We start from the raw sequence: 18,132 nt of genomic DNA on the forward strand, positions 1-18,132 counted from the left end.
TGTGTATCCAACAATAAGTACATTATTCTTAAATTTTTTCCTTCTATGTTCTCTTCCCCGTCGAGAGCATGTTTTTTTGTTTCTCTTGCCGTTAGTCTGTTGGCTTGGCGAAAGAGCCACAACAAGCCGCAAAAATTGTGGAAGGACAAAAAAGTCATGCTTTGGCCCTCCTGTTTATAAACCATAACATGAGAACAATAGCTATAAGGAAGGTCGGCAAAGTGTGAAAAAAATAACTTGTATACAAGGTGACTTGATATTCTGTTAGATAGGAGGACACTGGCAGACTAATCAACCATAACAAAATAACAAACAGATAAGGTGTAAGATTACGCTCTCTCCATTTGAACCATTTCAACCAAATTACCTTTTTTAGGCCCTCTATCATTACATGCCAATGAATTAAAATACTGAGAAATGAAATCGCTAAATATAACGCCAGAAAAATGAATAAAACACGTTCATTTTATAAGCTTCTAGATACATTGAATCACTTGATATGAATGGAGTACACAAAAAAGGATACATCTTTAAACACCATTTAGATAGACAAAATTGGGGGGAGAATTGTTGTATAAAAAATACTATAAATGTAAAATGACCTACTCAGCATATGAATAAGTCATTTTACAAAACTCCTTTTTAAAATTAAATTATAAATTTAAATCAATTCGTATGTTTTGTGACTTACCAATTTCCTTACGGTTTTTATCAAGAACATCGCTGGTTTGGATTTCTACCCATTTTAAATCTGGACTTGATTTTTCAATGATAAAACCAAGTGCTCCTTGCTTTGAACCATTTGGCTCAATTTCTCCACCCAAATACTCTATATAAAAGTCATCTTCGAAGTTTCTTGTCTCACCATTACTTGTATTAAGATGAGCAACGGGTCCAAAATGAACTGTTTGGTCTGATTTATTAATTAGTTCCACTTCCACTTTAATAAAATCAAATTCTTCATAGTTTTCCGTATAATAATGAAAATAATCCATTAAGGAATATGTCGGCATATTGTGAATGAGCTTGACATTCTTGATTTTCATCTCAACTGGTCCTATTGTATAGATCTTATTAAGAGAAGCAATCCCTTTTAATGTAACTGTACCTTTACTATCTTTTATGGTTTGTCCTACATTAAGAAGTTTCGTATCATCAGACACTTGTGGATTAGGGACATAAATGTCCGATAAAGATTTAGCTCTGTTTTTTTCTTTATTTGAACTATCATTCTTTTTTTCAGACATTTGTTCCTGGTTTTTAGTTTCTTTCGCAGCGGATTCATCCTTTTGAACGGCATTACAGCCAAATAATGCAAGGGATAATGATAATACTAAGATGATTGGCGTTAATAATTTCACAAAAATCCCCTTTCCTTGTTGGATAGTCGATAAAAATATATTTTTCTTCCGCATATTAAACATGAGTTCTAAAAAAAGTTCCCGTTGAACATCAGAGCCCAACGGGGATATTTTTATTTAAATAGATTACTTACCATTTTTTAGAATGTCAAAGATATGTTTTGCTTGGTCAGTATTATCAATATTTCCAGCAAATAGGTTACTTCCAGGTCCATAAGCATATACGTTAACATCTTCACCAGTATGTCCGCCTGTTGTCCAGCCAGTTACGGAACGAAGGTCAAAAATAGTTTCTATTGCATTATCAATGGTTGTTACATTCTTAGATACAGCAGCCTGTTTAACAGAATCGATTTCTTGAGGTGTTAATTGTAAATCAATGTAGTCTCTTAGAGTTTTCTCTACATCGGCACCTTTGGCGATTTGTTCTGCCATAAAGTCAGGTGTACGTTTTGCTGCTGCAATTGGAGCTCCAAACCAGTTATAATCTCCTCTAGCACCGATAGAGTACCCGCCAGTTGAATGGTCTGCAGTTGCAATTACTAGAGTATGCTTATCTTTTTTAGCAAATTCGACTGCAGCTTTAAATGCTTTTTCAAAGTCTTCCATTTCACTCATAGCTGCAACAATATCGTTATCATGTCCAGCCCAGTCGATTTGGCTTCCTTCTACCATCAAGAAGAAACCATTTTTATTCTGGCTTAATTTATTTAAAGCTGTGTCGGTCATGTCTTTTAAAGAAGGCATTGACGCTTCACGGTCAAGCATTTTAGGCATTCCACCTTGAGCAAATAAACCTAACATACGAGTATTGTCACTTTTTAACATTTCATCTTTATTTGTTACATAAGAGTAACCGTCTTTTTGGAACTCTTTTGTTAAATCACGGTCTTGACGAACAAAATTGCTTACACCACCGCCAAGCATTACATCGATTTTATGTCCTCCATTGATCATTTCATCATAATAATCATCAGCAATAGCATTCATGTTTTTACGACTAACATCATGTGCACCATAAGAAGCAGGAGTAGCATGTGTAATTTCTGAAGTGGCAACTAATCCAGTAGACTTTCCTTTTTCCTTAGCTGCTTCAAGGACTGTTTTTACAGATGAACCATCATTATCTACACCAATTGCTGCATTATATGTTTTAACACCTGCTGACATAGCGGTTGCTGCGGCAGCTGAATCCGTAACATTTTGATGAGGATCTTCTGGGTATGTCTTTTGTTGCCCAACTAAGTACTTATCAAATTCCGTTTGCTCAACCTCTTTTGTTGAAGGGTTGTCCTTTAAATAACGATAGGCAGAAGTATAGGAAACTCCCATTCCGTCTCCAATTAAGAAAATAACATTCTTAATTTCTGCATTGTTTTGTACTACTTCCTCAGCTTTGACATCATTAAACGTACCAAGTAAGGTCCCAAATGCTACTGTAGATAAAACAGCTACTGGTAATATTTTCTTCTTAAGTTTGTTTTTAAACAAAATACTTCCTCCCCAAATTTAATCAAAATCTAATGATTTTCTCATCTGATTTTAATTTTAGTTACTATTTGAGGATAAATTATAATTGTTAACCCCTTGTTAAGATAGCGTAAAGGTTGATTCAAATAGTAGGGATCCCGCCCACATTTTAACGAAAACATACGCTAACTAAGCAAATTTCGACACGGAAAAATGTTGATTTTACTACTCTAAGCATTGATCCAATCTCAAAAATGGTGGTATTTGAGACTAACAAAATCTACCCTAAAATATAGTAAAAATAGCTTTAAACCTGTATCAAAATTCATCTCTAAATCAAAATCTCAATTAAAATCAGTAACATTGGTTTTTGAGAATCTCTTAGCGTATAAAAACGTTAAAATGTGCGTGCTACCCCTACTAGAAGAAAACCATTCAAAATGGAAGAGTGGAGAAATAACAGGCGTTATGTTTATGGAGATGTTAGAACTAAAGAAAAACACGTTTTATAAAATAATGAGGGAATATGAAAAAGCATCTAGCTTATAGGAGATGCTTCTTTGCCTCTCATGCTGGCACTATCACAACATAATGATAAGCTACCCTAACGTTATTAGGGTGGCTTAATTTTATATATAGCGACATATAACCCTGAAAAAATTACGCCAAATAAAAAAGAAAATCACAGCACGTGAATTTTAAAATGTTTTTTTACATTAACTTATACATCAATCTATTCAGATTAAATACCCGTTTAATGTAAAATGTAATTATAAAATTTTAGAACTTACTGTTAAGAGGTGTTACGATTTTGATTTTCGGTTATGCTCGTGTAAGTAAAAAAGATCAAAATTTAGAATTACAAATTGATGCACTAAAAAAATATGGAGTAGAAGAAATTTATCAAGAAAAAATGACAGGCACTAAAACGGATCGTCCAGAACTGGAGCAATTGCTGAAAGTTTTTCGAAAGGGGGATAAGGTTGTTGTATATAAGTTAGATCGTATTAGTCGTGCTACAAAACATCTTATTGAACTTGCTGAGTTTTTTGAGAAAAAGGAAATAGATTTTATATCCATCCAAGACAACATTGACACATCAAGTCCAATTGGGCGTTTCTTTTTTCGAATGATTGTAAGTATTGCAGAATTTGAGCGAAATCTCATTCAAGAACGTTCTGCAGCTGGGCGTGTGGCTGCAAGGGCCAGATTGTTGAAGAAGAGGGTTAATAATTTTGTAAGGAGAGTAATTTAGCATATGTAGCGGTGAACCGTATCATAAATAAAGACAAGTTTTTATTCGTTTATTTCTTCCGGAATAGAAAGGAAACTCCTAAACAAGCAATGATCAGAATCCACAATTGATAGGCATATGCATTAACTTCAACAGCGATGGACAACCCGGTCCACTCTAGGAGGCCTGCCGCAATTCTGATTCCGCAAACGGTCCATTTCTTGAACAACACCTTTAAAGAAAATTGGATATCTATGTTAAAGTTTAAAAGAGATTGTGAAGGTTTGTACTTAAATAAATAGGGCACGATAATTAAGGAAATTAATAAATTAAAGGATCCACCAACTTTGATAGCTGGAATCGAAGAATACTTTGCATGGCATGTACTATTGATGATTTTTCAATGAAGGACTTGTGTCTAATAGTTGGAAATAATGCAAACAAAAACCTCATTTACATACAGCATCATAAACCGTATCAAAAGTAATGGTGAAAAATTATAAAAGCAGCCAGATGATTACCTACAGTCACCAGAGGCTGCTTTTATAAATTGTTATATTCCTCTAGAGGTGATTAATGCTTCCCGGTTTTGTAAAAAAGTTTCTTTACAGATTTGCTTGATTTTAGGGTAATTTTCAGAACAGATGGCTTCATAAATGGATTTATTCACAAGATTTGCAGAATAATGTTTTTGGTAAGGTGTTAATTTCCAATTTACAATTGCGAACTGCATTAGTTTATCTTTAATAGAATCCATCATTTGTATCATCATTTGATTATTTGAGGCTAAAATCATACCCCGGGTGAACTGCAAGTGATATTGAATATACGTAGGGTAATCATTATTTTCCTCTGCTTTCAGCTGATGGCTCAAATACATTCCTAATTCCTCTTTATTAAATGAAAAGCCCTTCTCTATAACCGCTTCAACAGAAAATTCCTGCAAGAATAAAATAACTTCAGTTATATCCAAAATTTCTTTTAAAGATATTTCTCTTACAATAATTCCTCTATTTTTAAGTGAAGAAACAAAACCCTCCGATTCTAAGCGGGAGATGGCCCCCCTAATAGGTGTCCTGCTCATGTTGAGAATTTCAGCCAGTTCATTTTCTGATAATAAGGTTCCTGGCATATAATTTGCGTTCATAATATTTTCTCGAATTTTTGTGTATGCGATGTCAACCAGGGATTGTGGTGCCATTTCTTCATTTCCTTTCAAACAGGATTTGCAGACTAATCTTAACTTATATTTTATTCCTACACAATAAAAAAGATAAGTCAGGAATAGATCCTCTAAAGCCCTTTTTTACACGAACTTATATGTCTCTTAATATAAAATTTACAACCTAATGTTATTCTTTATTTGTATTCAAGTTGTATACAACTTTATTTTAAAGGGGGATTTCTTATTTTACAAGATATCTATGAGCAGATTTTTTGAAAGTAGTGAAAAAAGAATTCATAAAAAAACATTATGGGATTAGGGTGAAAATATGAAAAAGATTTTCCTTAAGTAAAGTTGAATGTAAAAAATAGAATTATTATTAGGAGGAAATTATTCATGAAGTTTATGAAAGCAATAAAATCAACATTTCTAATAGGATCGGTTGTTGCTGTTTTAGGGGCCTGTGGGAATTCTGATACTGCATCCTCAAAAAGTGGGAAATCGCAATGGCCAGATAAAATTACCATTGTTCAAATGCCTGATGAAAATAATCCAGACGCGGGTTCAAAGAATGATAAATTCCGTGAGGAAATGGAAAAATACGTTGGAGTTAAGGTAGAAGAGCTTGAAGGAGCTGACTATTCAGTTGGACTTGAGGCTTTGAAGAACGGAAAACTGGATGCTTTGCTAGTATCACCTATGAGTTATTATCAAGCTAAAAAAATGGCAGATGTTGAACCATTAGTTACGACAAAAGCTATGGGAGCTGAGCCATATAAAACCGCCTTTATAACAAAAAGCACTAGAAAGGATATTAATACCTTGGCAGACCTAAAAGACAAGACGTTTGCTTTTGTTGACCCTGCATCATCGTCTGGTTATATGTATCCGAAAGCTAAATTACTCACTTCATTAAAGCTTGATACGGCACAATTAGAACAGCCTGGTTATTTCTTTAAAACCGCTGCATTTTCAGGAAAGCATGATGCAAGCGTAATGGGAGTCGTTAAAGGTGATTATGACGCAGCTTCCGTAGCACTTTCAGTCATAGATTCAATGGATAAAGCTGGATTAATTAAAAAAGACGACATTAAAATTATCGATGAAACATCAGAGATCCCGAATGCCTTGTATGTAATTAGAAAAGACCTGCCGCAAGATTTAAAAGATAAAATTAAAGAATTCTATCTTCAATACAAGGATGAATCATATTTTAAAGCTTTTTATCAAGATCCATCTATTCGATATATAGAAGCAAAAGATTCTGATTATGCTGAAATAGAAGAAATGGTTAAAATCTTAAAGTTAGAGGAGTGAGACCTTGAATAGCCCATTGTTATCGATTAAGAATTTGAAGAAAAGTTATGATAATAAAACGTATGCCTTAAAAGGTATAAATATTGAGTTTAAAACGGGTGAATTTGTGGTTATTATCGGTCCATCTGGTGCTGGAAAATCAACATTCATCCGGTGCATTAATCGAATGATTGACTTTTCAGAAGGAGAGATCGTCTTTGATGGTGTTCATATGGAAAAGATTAAAGGGAGAGCATTGAGAAAACAGAGGTCAGGTATTGGTATGATTTTCCAACATTATAATTTAATTGGAAGAGTTAATGTTATTAAAAATGTATTGTATGGACGATTAGGCAAGATGTCCTCTGTCAAAAGCTTTTTAGGATTATATAGCGAGAAAGACAAACATGAAGCATTCACCCTTCTAAAAAAAGTTGGACTTGAAGAACAAATTTATAAAAGAGCGGATGCCCTCTCAGGAGGACAAATGCAGAGGGTAGGTATTTGCAGAGCAATTGTTCAACAGCCCAAATTGCTTTTAGCTGATGAGCCAATAGCGTCACTTGATCCAAAATCAGCAGATATCGTGATGGATCAAATTAAAGGGATTACCACAGAAAGAAACCTTACTTGTATCGTTAATTTACATCAAGTAGATTATGCGAAAAAATATGCAAGCCGAGTTGTGGGCATCAAAGATGGTTTGGTTATTTTTGATGGAATGCCCTCCGAATTAACGGATGAGATTATTGCAGATATTTATAAGGGAAAAGAAGATCAAATGACTCTGACTCCAAAAGAAGAGCGTTCAACTTACAATGATAAGGGAGTATCTTCGTATGCATAAGACAAAAGAAGGGAATTCCTTAGTATTATCGACAGTACGAGGGTGGAAAATCAGTTCGATTGTTTTCCTTGTTGCCGTTGTGGTCTTAGGGGCATTTATCTACCTAGAAATTGACCCAATTGTAGCAATCGCTTCTTTCCCAGAGTTTGTATCGTTTTTTTTCAATAATTTTTGGTCTCCTGATTTTGGGAATCTAGCACATTACATCCCGTTAATTATTGATACAATTTTCTTTGCTGTTGTAGGAACGTATATATCTGCGATATTAGCGTTGTTATTTGGGATATTGTTATCGGAACAAACAAATAGAATTGGATGGTTAAGGTTCATTGTTCGATTTTTCCTGTCTTTCCTTAGAAATGTGCCTATACTGGCATGGGCTGCTTTACTCGTTTACATTTTTGGAATAGGAAATATGGTAGGGTTGATTGCCTTAATTTTTGCAACATTAGGATTTTTGTCTAGATCTTACTCCGAATCTATTAATGAAATTGCAGGATCGAAACTTGAAGCATTAAGAGCATGTGGTGCGTCATATTTCCAAATTTTATTTCATGGGCTAATTCCAGAATTTATCCCATCTTGGATTAATTGGACTCTGTTTTCTTTTGAAATAAACATGAGAGCATCAGCTATTTTGGGTATGGTAGGTGCCGGTGGCATAGGGATTATGATCCAAACAAATATGAGATTATTTAAATATCATGAAGCTCTCTCTCTTATTGTCATCCTTGCAGCTATGGTACTTATCACAGAGTTTTGCACGAATAAGTTACGAAAGTTGATTCATTAAATGTAGGAATCGGAGTCAAGGTGTTTCGACAGGTCTAGATAGCGACTAAAGCACCTTAAGAAAGGAGGAAGGTTTTGAATACAACTGTTAAAATTTCAAGAACGACAGATAAGCTAAAATCCTTAAGTATAACAATAGGATTGATAGCATTCTTTTATGTTAGCTTCACTTCTTTGAATCTGGATATTAGCAAATTTATTTCTCGGACAAGTGATGCGGGAAAAGTCATTAGCAAATTAATGACTGTTGACTTCAGCGATATTTTGACCATTTTATCAGCCATGCTGTCATCGGCTGCCATGGCAGTTTGTGGTCTGTTTATTGGATTTATCATTTCAATTATCTTGTCATTTTTAGCAGCTACTAATATTGCACCAAACGGAGTTTTAGCGGCTTTTATAAAAGGAAGTGTTGCCGTTATTCGGGCTGTTCCGGCTTTGGTTTGGATTCTCATGGTAGTTGCCAGTATTGGTTTTGGAAGTACAGCTGGAATGATTGGTTTGGTTATTTCGGCGGTTGGGTATCTTACAAAAGCTTTTACGGCTAGTATAGAGGAATTGGGATCGGATATCATCGAGGCATTAAGAACAACAGGAGCGAGCTGGTTTACAATTGTCGTAAAAGGACTTATTCCTAGCAGTGTTAGCTCGTTTACTTCATGGAGTGCTATCAAACTAGAAATTGGTATTGCAGAATCGATTAATTTAGGTATGGTAGGCGTTGGAGGTATTGGAAGTCTATTAATGAAATCCCTTGGTAAGTACGATTATGCATCAATCTCTACGATAATTGTTGTAATTTTTATAACGATGCTGATAGTAGAAATTCTTATAAATAAATTAAAAAAATCAATCTAAAGGAGCTTATTATGTATACACAAAGTATTGTGCGTTTGCCTTTAAAGAATGCTTTCAATGTAAGAGAATTGGGCGGTTATCCAAATAGTAATGGAAAAGTAACTAAACATCACTATCTTCTTAGGGCAGACGACTTATTTAACTTAGATGAAAATGATATTGACCTTTTATTAAGCTACGGCGTAACCGCAGTCGTGGATTTACGTAGCGCTTTTGAGCTTTCTAGCTATCCAGATCCATTTTCGAAAATCAATCAAGTAAATTATATTAATATACCACTATTAGCGGATGATGTTGTCGAGCCTGATATAACAAAAGTGATGACAGAAAATCTAGAACGATTTTTGACCGATATCTATTTAGGAATGATTAAAGACTCAACCGAGGCGATTAGAAATGTTTTCGAATTTATTGCGAAACAAGAAGGTTGTGTTCTATTTCACTGTGCAGCAGGTAAAGACAGAACAGGAATTATTGCGATGCTTTTACTCGGATTGGCTGAGGTTAGTAGACCTGATATCATTGCTAACTACATACTTACAGAGGTATATATTAAAGAAAACACCATCATGCAACAGAATGCTGAACAAATCCCTGCAGAATTAATGCAATCAAAGCCAGCATACATTGAGCCTGTAATTGATTATATCCTGTCCACTTTCGAAAATTTTGAGAATTATTTGATACATATTGGGTTGACTAAAGAGTTGTTATTGACTATTAAGAATAAAATGATCCTGGGCTCATTTCAACTTCGAAAATAATTTGAGGATTGGCACCTTATTTAAAATGAGGTTTTAACGATATAAAGCAAAAGAGGATGTCAGGTATAGTTGAACTGCCTGAAATCCTCTTCTCATAAACCTTTAAAATTAAACAAGGGCTGCTAATTCAAATGTTATTGATGCCCTAAACTAATCACGAATTGCAATGGGGAGTATTATGTTTGATTTTTTCGGTGAAAGGGCATGAGACAAAAAACATCATAACCTAATTTGAACAGATTTCTAAATGCTTTCTGGTCTATATCACGAATCATAAATACTTATTTACTAAGAGATGCTTATCAAAAAGAACTGGGCTGCAATAAAAGGCAGCCCAGTTCTTATTAGACGAACGGGGGAGTTTATTTAACAACGTGATGCAACTCCATATGTTTTTTAATTAGTGAGCAATCATATACCTATTCCAGAAAAGGGCGCGATTGTAGAGCAAACATAGTTAGAAAATGATCAAACTTTATTTCAAGGCAACATCAAGGCGGAAAATCATATGCAGGATTTTATGAAAAAAGTGGGGAGATGCTCTTATGGCAGATTATCGTCTGATTGATACCGCTGCGGCATATGAAAATGAAGAAGCTGTTGGCAAAGCAATCAAGCGTAGTGGGGTGCCAAGAGAGGAAATCTTTGTTACAACAAAACTTTGGATTCAGGATGCTGGTTATGAGAGGGAAAAGAAAGCATTCACAAAATCACTGGAAAGATTGCAACTGGATTATTTGGATTTGTATTTAATTCATCAGCCATTTGGGGAGATATATGGATCTTGGCGTGCAATGGAGGAATTGTACGCGCAAGGAAAAATCAGGGCAATAGGAGTAAGTAACTTCCAGATGGATCGTCTGGTAGATTTGATTTGTCATAATGAAATAGTTCCAGCTGTAAACCAGATTGAAACACATCCTTTCTACCACCAGTTGGAAAGTGAACAAGTTATGAAAGACTATAATGTCCAGATGGAGTCCTGGGGTCCTCTTGCTCAAGGGAAAAATAACATTTTCCATAATGAGGTTCTAGTAAAACTAGCTGAAAAGCATAATAAGTCTGTTGCCCAAGTGGTTTTACGTTGGTTGACACAAAGAGGGGTGGTTGTAATTCCAAAATCTGTTCATAAAGAAAGAATCATTGAAAACTTCAATATTTTTGACTTTGAATTAAGTCAAGAGGATATGGATACGATTGCTACTTTAGATACTAAGAAGAGCTTGTTCCCTTCCAAAAACAATCCTGAAGTCGTAAAACAATTCACAAATTGGAGATTTGATATTTAATATCTAATTCATACTAAAGAAACGAATAGAATAAAACAAAGAAGGCTCAAGGTAATGTATTTCATTCTATGACTTGAGCCGTGAAAGGAATGGGTATAATCATACGAAGGCAATGATGTTAAGAGAAGCAGGAGGACCAAACCGTCTGAAGCTGGAAGAGGCAGAAACTCCTAAACCTGGTTCGAAAGAGGTCGTCGTGCGATTACAAGCGGCAGCTCTTAATCGACGGGATTTGTTAGTCATACACGGTATACACGGCAGATATCCAGGCATCAAGCTGCCTGCTATTCCCGGCTCCGACGGCGCAGGGGAAGTTGTTGCAGTTGGAGATGAAGTCAACAATGTCTTAACCGGTGACAAAGTGATCATCAATCCCGGTTTGAACAAATTGGCTACTGGGGATAGCAAGGTCAGGGAAGTGCCGGAAGAAGTCTTAGAAGGTTTACAAGAGAGATTATGCTTATTTTGCTCATAAGCAGGGGGGATGTTCTTCCTGAGTTTTACACCAAATATTTTACGCCCCAAAATTTAAGGGGCATAAAATATTTGGTACATAGGTAGAAGCTGAAGCTTGATTAATGACGGATCTGCCACTTCTGACGTTTATTTGGAGAGAAGAAGCTATCCCTTTTCATTCTTATATTCAGTCTTTTTTCACACATGAGGTTTGCTGCTTCTAGAGTTGTAATATTTTTGTCTTCCGATTGTTTTAGAACCTCAAGAATAGAACTATAGATGGCTTTCGTTTTACTCAATACTCGGCTCTTGTTTGGTCCATATAATTCGTCGGCTACCTGGATAACGCCACCGCTATTTACGATATAATCAGGTGCGTATAGGATTCCTTTTTCTTTTAACCTTTTAGCATGATTTTCATGAAGAAGTTGGTTATTTGCTGCACCTACGATTCCTTTTACTTTTAGTTGATCAATGGTTTGATCATTAATAATGCCTCCAATGGCACAAGGGACAAACATATCCGCATCTGTTCCATAAATATCAGTGCCCTTGACAGCAATTGCGTTTCCACCCATTTGCCTTGCTTTTTCTACTAATGTTTGTATGGCTTCGTTAGAAACATCTGTAATATATAAATCAGCCCCATGTTCTAGCAAATGTTCCGCTACTTTAAAACCAACTTTGCCTAATCCTTGAACAGCAAATCTTTTCCCAGTTAAATTTTCGTGTCCCCATAATGTATTGGCAACTGCCTGAATACCATATAAAACTCCCAGAGCAGTAGGAATTGATGTTTCACCGCCACCCCCGTACTCTTCTGGTAAACCAGCAATACAGTTTGTTTCCTTATGTGCATGAACGAAATCGTCTAGGACGGTTCCCATGTCTGTTCCTGTATAGAACCGACCATTTAAGGAATCAATAAATTGTCCATAAGCTCGGAATAATTCTGGCGTTTTATCCTTAGTTGGATCTCCGATAATTACACCTTTACCACCACCAAAGTCATTATCAGCTGCAGCATTTTTATAGGTCATTCCTTTTGATAGCCGTAAAGCATCCTCTAAGGCTTCCTCGAATGTATCATAAGGTTTCATTCTCGTACCGCCTAATGCTGGTCCAAGGGTAGTATCATGAATCGCAATGATGGCTTTCAATCCTGTAGCAGGGTCATTACAGAATAATACTTGTTCATGGTCTTGAATTTTTGTAAATATGTCGAATGAACTTGTTGATTGTATATTTGTAGTTTCTATTGGAAATGTCAGACTCATTTTAAATTCCTCCTAGTAAATTAGTAAGTTGGTACTCTTCCCTTTTGTTATTGCATCTCTTGTTACTTCAATCGTATCTTCATCTGTTTTGATTTCTTCTTTTTCTTTCAAAGGGGTTAACCTCGAATTCGAAATGCTAATCCACTTGTTCTTGAGGGGGAAGGTTTTTTTAACTTTGAGACCAAGAAGTGTGTCTACATTTCTCCCTTAATATCTTGAAATACTTCTTTGAATTCCTTTATTCTCCAAACCAACTGTTCATATAGGAAGTATCCTCATATTGATGGGCCTGCTTAACCACACGAAGCGGGCGGAATGTATCTATCATAACAGCTAACTCTCTTGTTTCTTTTTTTCCTATACTTTCCTCCATCTTACCCGGGTGCGGTCCATGCGGCAAACCACTAGGATGAAGGGTGATGGATCCTTCTTCTATTCCACGTCGACTCATAAAATCGCCATCCGCATAGTAGAGCACTTCATCGCTCTCAACATTACTATGTACATATGGAGCTGGTACCGCCTCTGGATGATAATCATACAGACGTGGTACAAAGGAGCAAATCACATAATTATGTGCTTCAAATGTTTGATGAACTGGCGGTGGCTGGTGAACGCGACCAGTAATTGGTTCAAAATCATGAATACTGAACGCGTAAGGGAATAAATATCCATCCCAGCCTACCGCGTCTAGTGGATGAAAATCAAACATATAGGAAGTTAGCATTCCTTGGGCACGTACACGAACTTCGAACTCTCCTTTTTCATCTTTTGCTTCTAGTCTTTCAGGTGTTCGAAAATCGCGTTCACAATATGGTGAGTGCTCAAGAAGCTGTCCGTACTCATTGCGGTAGCGCTTTGGCGGGACAATTGCTGAATTCGATTCAACAACTAAAAAACGCGCCTCATTTGTATCTAGGACAACACGGTATGTAGTGCCCATTGGAATGATTACATAGTCGCCTGGGTAAAAAGAGAGTTCCCCAAAGATACTTTCAATCTTTCCTGTTCCTTCATGTACATACAGCATCTCGTCACATTCTCCATTACGGTAAAAATAAGACATTGGCGCTGAAGGACGCGCTACTCCAATCGCTAAATCATCGTTAGCAAGTAAGATTTTTCTTGCTTCAAGAAAGTCTCCGCCAACTTCCGTATTCCATGTCAGAAAATGGCGATGTTTTAAAGCATCTTTCTCTTCAAACTCATACTGGATTTCTTTAATTTTTCTTGCCTCTTTCACTCTTGTTGGGGGATTGATATGATAAATTAATGATTGAATGCCGGAAAAGCCCTTTGTCCCCATCAATTGTTCATAATAGAGTGTACCGTCTTCCTGACGAAATTGCGTATGGCGTTTATGAGGAATATTTCCCATTTTTACATAATGCGGCATAATTCTTACTCCCTCCTTATTCTGTTATTTTGTAGACTGCTGCAAGGCATACTCGGTTGGAGTGCGCCGCTCTGCGGGAAGGACACGACCCGTCACTTCACCGAACCCGATCCGGTAGCCTTCGCCCTGGCACCAACCCGTAATCGTTAATTGATCTCCATCTTCCAACCATACTCTTTTTTCTTCATTTCCCATGAGAATCGGCTCAGTTCCGCGCCAAGTGAGTTCTAATAAGCTGCCCCTTGTCTCTTTTTCTGGTCCGCTAATCGTTCCTGAGGCAAGCAGGTCGCCCGGGCGTAAATTACATCCACCTACTGTGTGGTGTGCAATCTGCTGAGCCATACTCCAATAGAGGTAGCGGAAGTTACTGGCTGTGATGCGATGTCGTTCAGTCATTCTCTCACCTTGAAGAAAGACTTCCAAGTGAACATCAAATGCACCAGAACCTGTTGCTTGCAAATAAGGAAGTGGTGCTGGATCTTGCTTGGGACCAGCTACGCGGAAAGGTTCCAGTGCATCAAGCGGTACCACCCAAGGAGAGATTGAGGTAGCAAAGTTCTTCGCAAGGAATGGTCCGAGCGGTTGATATTCCCAAGCTTGGATATCACGTGCACTCCAATCATTGACTAAAACTAAACCAAAAATTTGCTCCTCTGCATTCTCAATTGAGACTGGTTTTCCCATTTCATTACCCGGCCCAATCAACCATCCCATTTCCAACTCGAAATCGAGCTGCAAGCATGGCCCAAATAAAGGCGATGCGGCGTCAGCTGGTTTCATTTGTCCGTTTGGACGACGCACATCAGTACCGCTGAGAACCACTGAACTAGCCCGACCATGATATCCAACTGGTAAATGAGTCCAGTTTGGCATAAGGGCGTTCTCTTTGCCCCGAAACATCATTCCTACGTTCGTTGCATGTTCTTTTGAAGCATAAAAGTCAGTGTAATCACCGATTTGCGCGGGTAGCAGCATCTCAACATCTCTTTGGTGTATTAAGGCAAGCTTTCGAAGCTCAGTGTTATCACGCAGCGTTGACTCATTTTCACTCAACAGGTGTTGAATCCTCCCGCGCACCTCTCGCCATACCTTGCGTCCAAGAGCCATGAACGCATTCAGTGAAGGCTGGTTAAAAACCTTCTGGTCCGCTAGGCTAATTGCGGTAAAGTACCCGGCTGCAGCTAATGCAGCCAGATCCAGTACATAATCACCGATTGCGACACCGATACGAGGGTCACCGCCACTCCGAGGACGAAATACACCATAAGGAAGATTTTGAATAGGAAAGTGGCATTTAGGATCTACTTTTATAAATGATTTCATCATTTCAAATTCTCCTCCGTATTATAAATCTCTAACATCCGCAAATCATCGCGCGGCTCATCAAAGCTGCAGCTGCCGTAGGAGCAAAGTGCTGACTCACGCAGGCGCATTATTTCAGAAACAGGTACTGTTAAGTTCCGCCAGGCCAATCCTTGATCAGTAAAGGAGAAACTGGCTGGTGACTCATCGGCGAGAATCTCCGCTGTCTTCCACACATCTAGATTGTGGACATTGGCTAGCAGCCCAGCAGTAAAGACATTGAGAAAGCCATGCATCTGTGCATTCACTTCGTCACGGTACATGCGAATAGGATGGTGCAGCCCGGCGGTGAACTTTAACGCAATGTTTCGGTCACGGCAACCGATGAGTACGGCGGCCACTTGCTCTGGTGTCGGGAACGCATTAGCCGTGATTCCGCCGGTACGTAGCTTAAAACCAAGTATTGTTTTACTGTCCCTATTGTGCGCGGCAATAGCGTCAAGAGTTTCAATCATATGATCCTCCCAGTCCGCATCTACAGGAACCGTCGCCTCACAAAATGTTTGCAAATCACATTTAGCCGTCTCCACTGCGATGGTCTCTAACAGATCCCGGACAGATGAAACAGGGGGGAGGGGCATTTCAAACACATCTATCTTTATGGCATCTCGGTGATTATGGCGAAAGGATATGATGTTCTCCAAGTCATCATAAAGCCCTTTCAGACAAGTCACTGCGTTATCACTCTTCCGCCCTATAGCCGAAATACGCAGGGGCTGGTCATTTGAAAAAAGAGATACATATAAAGCAAGGCCATCTAGCTGCACGGCAGGTATGATGAAGCGTCCCAACATCCATGAATCTTTGCATGTCTGATAGGTAATATAGTTGCGAATCGATGTCTCTAGCGGCAGGCTTGCGGGCGGGAACAGCCCGGCGTAATCGATTAGCCTTGATAAAAAAGCTTGTATACTAGTTTTTGGTATCGTATTCCCCTTGGTTCTGCTGATGATTTCCAGCTGTCTCCTTACTGTCATGGCTTTTCTCCCCTCTGCCTGTTAAACAGACTGAATAATCAGGTAACAATATAGAACTTGTTATAAACTACGTTTATTTATTTTTTAGATATTCCCTCGACGCTCTTGTTCACGTTCAATCGATTCAAACAAGGCTTTAAAGTTTCCATCCCCAAATCCTAATGCACCTTTTCTTTGAATGATTTCAATAAATAGTGTTGGGCGATCCACGATTGGTTTAGTAAAGATTTGTAACAGGTAGCCTTCATCATCACGATCGACTAAAATGTTAAGCTCCTGAAGCTTTCGTAAATCTTCATCGATTTCTCCTACTCGTGCTTGCAGATCCTCATAATACGTAGAAGGTGTATAGAGGAATTCTACGCCATTCTCTTTTAACGCCTTAACCGTAGCAATAATGTCATTTGTCAGAAGAGCTAAATGTTGAACGCCAGGTCCCTTATAGAAATCCAAGTATTCTTGAATTTGTGATTTTCGCTTTCCTTCTGCCGGTTCATTAATTGGGAACTTGATACGTCCTGTTCCATTCATCATGACTTTAGACATAAGGGCTGAATATTCTGTGGAGATATCCTCATCATCAAAATGTTTAAGTACATTAAAGCCAAATACTTTTTCGTAGTAGGTAGTCCATTCCTCCATATTTTCTACATTTCCTACGATATGATCGATTCCAATAAGACCCGTGGATGAGGAACCAATCTCAAATTCATATGATTGATAGCCTGGTAGGAAGCTTCCTTTGTAATTTACGTTTTCGATCAGTGTATGAATGGTATCGCCATAAGTACCGATAATCGCTTTTTTGACAAGGCCGTTTTCATCACTTTCAGTCCAAGGTTCACGAATAGAGATTCCGCCGCGTTCTATCGCCCCTTTATATGCTTCTTCAATATTCGAAACTTTTAAGGCAATGTCTTTCGTTCCTTCGCCATGCAGCTTTACAAACGAGGCTACATCTGTATTATCTTCAAGGGTTCCAGTAACAACGAAACGCATCGCTCCCTGCTCAAGAACATATGAAACACGATCGCGGCAGCCTGTTTCCAATCCTCGATAGGCTTTAATGTTAAAACCAAACGCCCTGGAGTAATAATAAGCAGCCTGTTTGGCATTTCCTACATACAACTCCACATGGTGAATATTCTGTACTGGGAAAACTTCTTCTTTCTGTTGTTTTTTAAATTCTACTAGTTTTTCAGACATTGAGATAACCTCCGTTTTTTTAATTAATAAATAGAGTCATTCACATATAAAAGAATGATTATTTGAAACATCTTATGTGTTGGAAAACCCTTACTGATAGAAGTTTTACTTTATTCTTCTGATAGTTCTCTTATAGTCTCTCCAATATTTTCAAGAAGATCATCAACGTTATTACCGACAACATTTTTCCCATTAATTAAGGCAAAGGGTTGTACTAAACATTGACCGCAATAATTTAGGCATCGATTCTCCACTACATCTACATTTGAGAGTTGTTTCAAGTGGTTTTTTAATTCGTGCAAATCTTCTTCAGAATTGCAAGGGCAAAACTTAACAGTAAGTTCCATTTTTGCACCTCCTTTACACTCATATTCTAGAAATG

General features: G+C 37.6%; 15 protein-coding genes and 3 pseudogenes. 9 read left to right on the forward strand and 9 right to left on the reverse strand.

The window, feature by feature from the left end; translation table 11 throughout:
• Positions 1-653 precede the first annotated feature (653 nt).
• The gene (locus tag AAHB12_RS20135; protein ID WP_342046729.1) at positions 654-1,361 is read right to left on the reverse strand and encodes a DUF4352 domain-containing protein; all 708 of its coding nucleotides are present in this window, start codon (positions 1,359-1,361) and stop codon (positions 654-656) included.
• A gap of 126 nt (positions 1,362-1,487) precedes the next feature.
• A complete protein-coding gene (locus AAHB12_RS20140; protein WP_342046730.1) occupies positions 1,488-2,852 on the reverse strand; it encodes an alkaline phosphatase in 1,365 nt (454 codons plus the stop codon).
• A gap of 396 nt (positions 2,853-3,248) precedes the next feature.
• Between AAHB12_RS20140 and AAHB12_RS31895 the strand changes: the two are divergent.
• Together AAHB12_RS31895 and AAHB12_RS20145 are read left to right on the forward strand one after the other, a co-directional pair.
• Positions 3,249-3,380, forward strand: a pseudogene (locus tag AAHB12_RS31895) (recombinase family protein); the annotation flags it as partial.
• A 262-nt stretch (positions 3,381-3,642) separates the two neighbouring features.
• Positions 3,643-4,041 (forward strand): annotated as a pseudogene (locus AAHB12_RS20145) (recombinase family protein); the annotation flags it as partial.
• Between the two features lie 577 nt (positions 4,042-4,618).
• On the opposite strand, the gene AAHB12_RS20150 reads toward AAHB12_RS20145, so the two are convergent.
• Complete coding sequence (locus tag AAHB12_RS20150) at positions 4,619-5,266, reverse strand: GntR family transcriptional regulator (RefSeq protein WP_342046731.1); 648 nt, start codon at positions 5,264-5,266, stop codon at positions 4,619-4,621.
• A gap of 360 nt (positions 5,267-5,626) precedes the next feature.
• Between AAHB12_RS20150 and phnD the strand changes: the two genes are divergently transcribed.
• The 7 genes and pseudogenes from phnD to AAHB12_RS20185 all read left to right on the forward strand — a co-directional run bounded on the left by phnD (position 5,627) and on the right by AAHB12_RS20185 (position 11,551).
• Positions 5,627-6,547 carry a phosphate/phosphite/phosphonate ABC transporter substrate-binding protein gene (gene phnD, locus AAHB12_RS20155; RefSeq protein ID WP_342046732.1) on the forward strand — a complete coding sequence of 307 codons (921 nt, stop codon included), beginning with the start codon at positions 5,627-5,629 and terminating at the stop codon, positions 6,545-6,547.
• A gap of 4 nt (positions 6,548-6,551) precedes the next feature.
• A complete protein-coding gene (gene phnC, locus AAHB12_RS20160) occupies positions 6,552-7,373 on the forward strand; it encodes a phosphonate ABC transporter ATP-binding protein (protein ID WP_342046733.1) in 822 nt (273 codons plus the stop codon).
• On the forward strand, positions 7,366-8,166 hold the full coding sequence (phnE, locus tag AAHB12_RS20165) for a phosphonate ABC transporter, permease protein PhnE (RefSeq protein WP_342046734.1): 801 nt from the start codon (positions 7,366-7,368) through the stop codon (positions 8,164-8,166). The genes phnC and phnE overlap by 8 nt, the downstream gene beginning before the upstream one ends.
• A gap of 74 nt (positions 8,167-8,240) precedes the next feature.
• Entirely contained in the window at positions 8,241-9,023 is a 783-nt protein-coding gene (locus AAHB12_RS20170; RefSeq protein ID WP_342046735.1) for a PhnE/PtxC family ABC transporter permease, read from the forward strand.
• 11 nt (positions 9,024-9,034) lie between these two features.
• On the forward strand, positions 9,035-9,787 hold the full coding sequence (locus AAHB12_RS20175) for a tyrosine-protein phosphatase (RefSeq protein WP_342046737.1): 753 nt from the start codon (positions 9,035-9,037) through the stop codon (positions 9,785-9,787).
• A 536-nt stretch (positions 9,788-10,323) separates the two neighbouring features.
• Positions 10,324-11,076, forward strand: a pseudogene (locus tag AAHB12_RS20180) (aldo/keto reductase); the annotation flags it as partial.
• A gap of 73 nt (positions 11,077-11,149) precedes the next feature.
• Positions 11,150-11,551 (forward strand): alcohol dehydrogenase catalytic domain-containing protein, encoded by a 402-nt coding sequence (locus AAHB12_RS20185; protein WP_342046740.1) that lies wholly within the window; start codon positions 11,150-11,152, stop codon positions 11,549-11,551.
• 100 nt (positions 11,552-11,651) lie between these two features.
• Here the strand turns inward: AAHB12_RS20185 and AAHB12_RS20190 are convergent, their stop codons facing one another.
• The 6 genes from AAHB12_RS20190 to AAHB12_RS20215 all read right to left on the reverse strand — a co-directional run bounded on the left by AAHB12_RS20190 (position 11,652) and on the right by AAHB12_RS20215 (position 18,097).
• Entirely contained in the window at positions 11,652-12,809 is a 1,158-nt protein-coding gene (locus tag AAHB12_RS20190) for a Glu/Leu/Phe/Val dehydrogenase dimerization domain-containing protein (protein WP_342046742.1), read from the reverse strand.
• Between the two features lie 238 nt (positions 12,810-13,047).
• Entirely contained in the window at positions 13,048-14,205 is a 1,158-nt protein-coding gene (locus AAHB12_RS20195) for a homogentisate 1,2-dioxygenase (protein WP_342046743.1), read from the reverse strand.
• A 24-nt stretch (positions 14,206-14,229) separates the two neighbouring features.
• Positions 14,230-15,531: a fumarylacetoacetase gene (gene fahA, locus AAHB12_RS20200; RefSeq protein ID WP_342046744.1), complete on the reverse strand. Its 1,302-nt coding sequence runs from the start codon at positions 15,529-15,531 to the stop codon at positions 14,230-14,232.
• The gene (locus AAHB12_RS20205; protein ID WP_342046746.1) at positions 15,528-16,544 is read right to left on the reverse strand and encodes a hypothetical protein; all 1,017 of its coding nucleotides are present in this window, start codon (positions 16,542-16,544) and stop codon (positions 15,528-15,530) included. The genes fahA and AAHB12_RS20205 overlap by 4 nt, the downstream gene beginning before the upstream one ends.
• An 84-nt stretch (positions 16,545-16,628) precedes the next feature.
• Positions 16,629-17,750 (reverse strand): 4-hydroxyphenylpyruvate dioxygenase, encoded by a 1,122-nt coding sequence (gene hppD, locus AAHB12_RS20210; protein WP_342046747.1) that lies wholly within the window; start codon positions 17,748-17,750, stop codon positions 16,629-16,631.
• A gap of 110 nt (positions 17,751-17,860) precedes the next feature.
• The gene (locus tag AAHB12_RS20215) at positions 17,861-18,097 is read right to left on the reverse strand and encodes a DUF1450 domain-containing protein (RefSeq protein ID WP_342046748.1); all 237 of its coding nucleotides are present in this window, start codon (positions 18,095-18,097) and stop codon (positions 17,861-17,863) included.
• Between the last annotated feature and the right edge of the window lie 35 nt (positions 18,098-18,132).

The sequence above is a fragment of the Bacillus sp. OTU530 genome (assembly GCF_038440375.1).

Coding starts and splice junctions, on each gene's coding strand:
- AAHB12_RS20150 (WP_342046731.1), bottom strand. CDS start 5,266: ATGGCACCACAATCCCTGGTTGACATCGCATACACAAAAATTCGAGAA.
- phnD (WP_342046732.1), top strand. CDS start 5,627: ATGAAGTTTATGAAAGCAATAAAATCAACATTTCTAATAGGATCGGTT.
- phnE (WP_342046734.1), top strand. CDS start 7,366: ATGCATAAGACAAAAGAAGGGAATTCCTTAGTATTATCGACAGTACGA.
- AAHB12_RS20175 (WP_342046737.1), top strand. CDS start 9,035: ATGTATACACAAAGTATTGTGCGTTTGCCTTTAAAGAATGCTTTCAAT.
- AAHB12_RS20190 (WP_342046742.1), bottom strand. CDS start 12,809: ATGAGTCTGACATTTCCAATAGAAACTACAAATATACAATCAACAAGT.
- AAHB12_RS20195 (WP_342046743.1), bottom strand. CDS start 14,205: ATGCCGCATTATGTAAAAATGGGAAATATTCCTCATAAACGCCATACG.
- fahA (WP_342046744.1), bottom strand. CDS start 15,531: ATGATGAAATCATTTATAAAAGTAGATCCTAAATGCCACTTTCCTATT.
- AAHB12_RS20205 (WP_342046746.1), bottom strand. CDS start 16,544: ATGACAGTAAGGAGACAGCTGGAAATCATCAGCAGAACCAAGGGGAAT.
- hppD (WP_342046747.1), bottom strand. CDS start 17,750: ATGTCTGAAAAACTAGTAGAATTTAAAAAACAACAGAAAGAAGAAGTT.
- AAHB12_RS20215 (WP_342046748.1), bottom strand. CDS start 18,097: ATGGAACTTACTGTTAAGTTTTGCCCTTGCAATTCTGAAGAAGATTTG.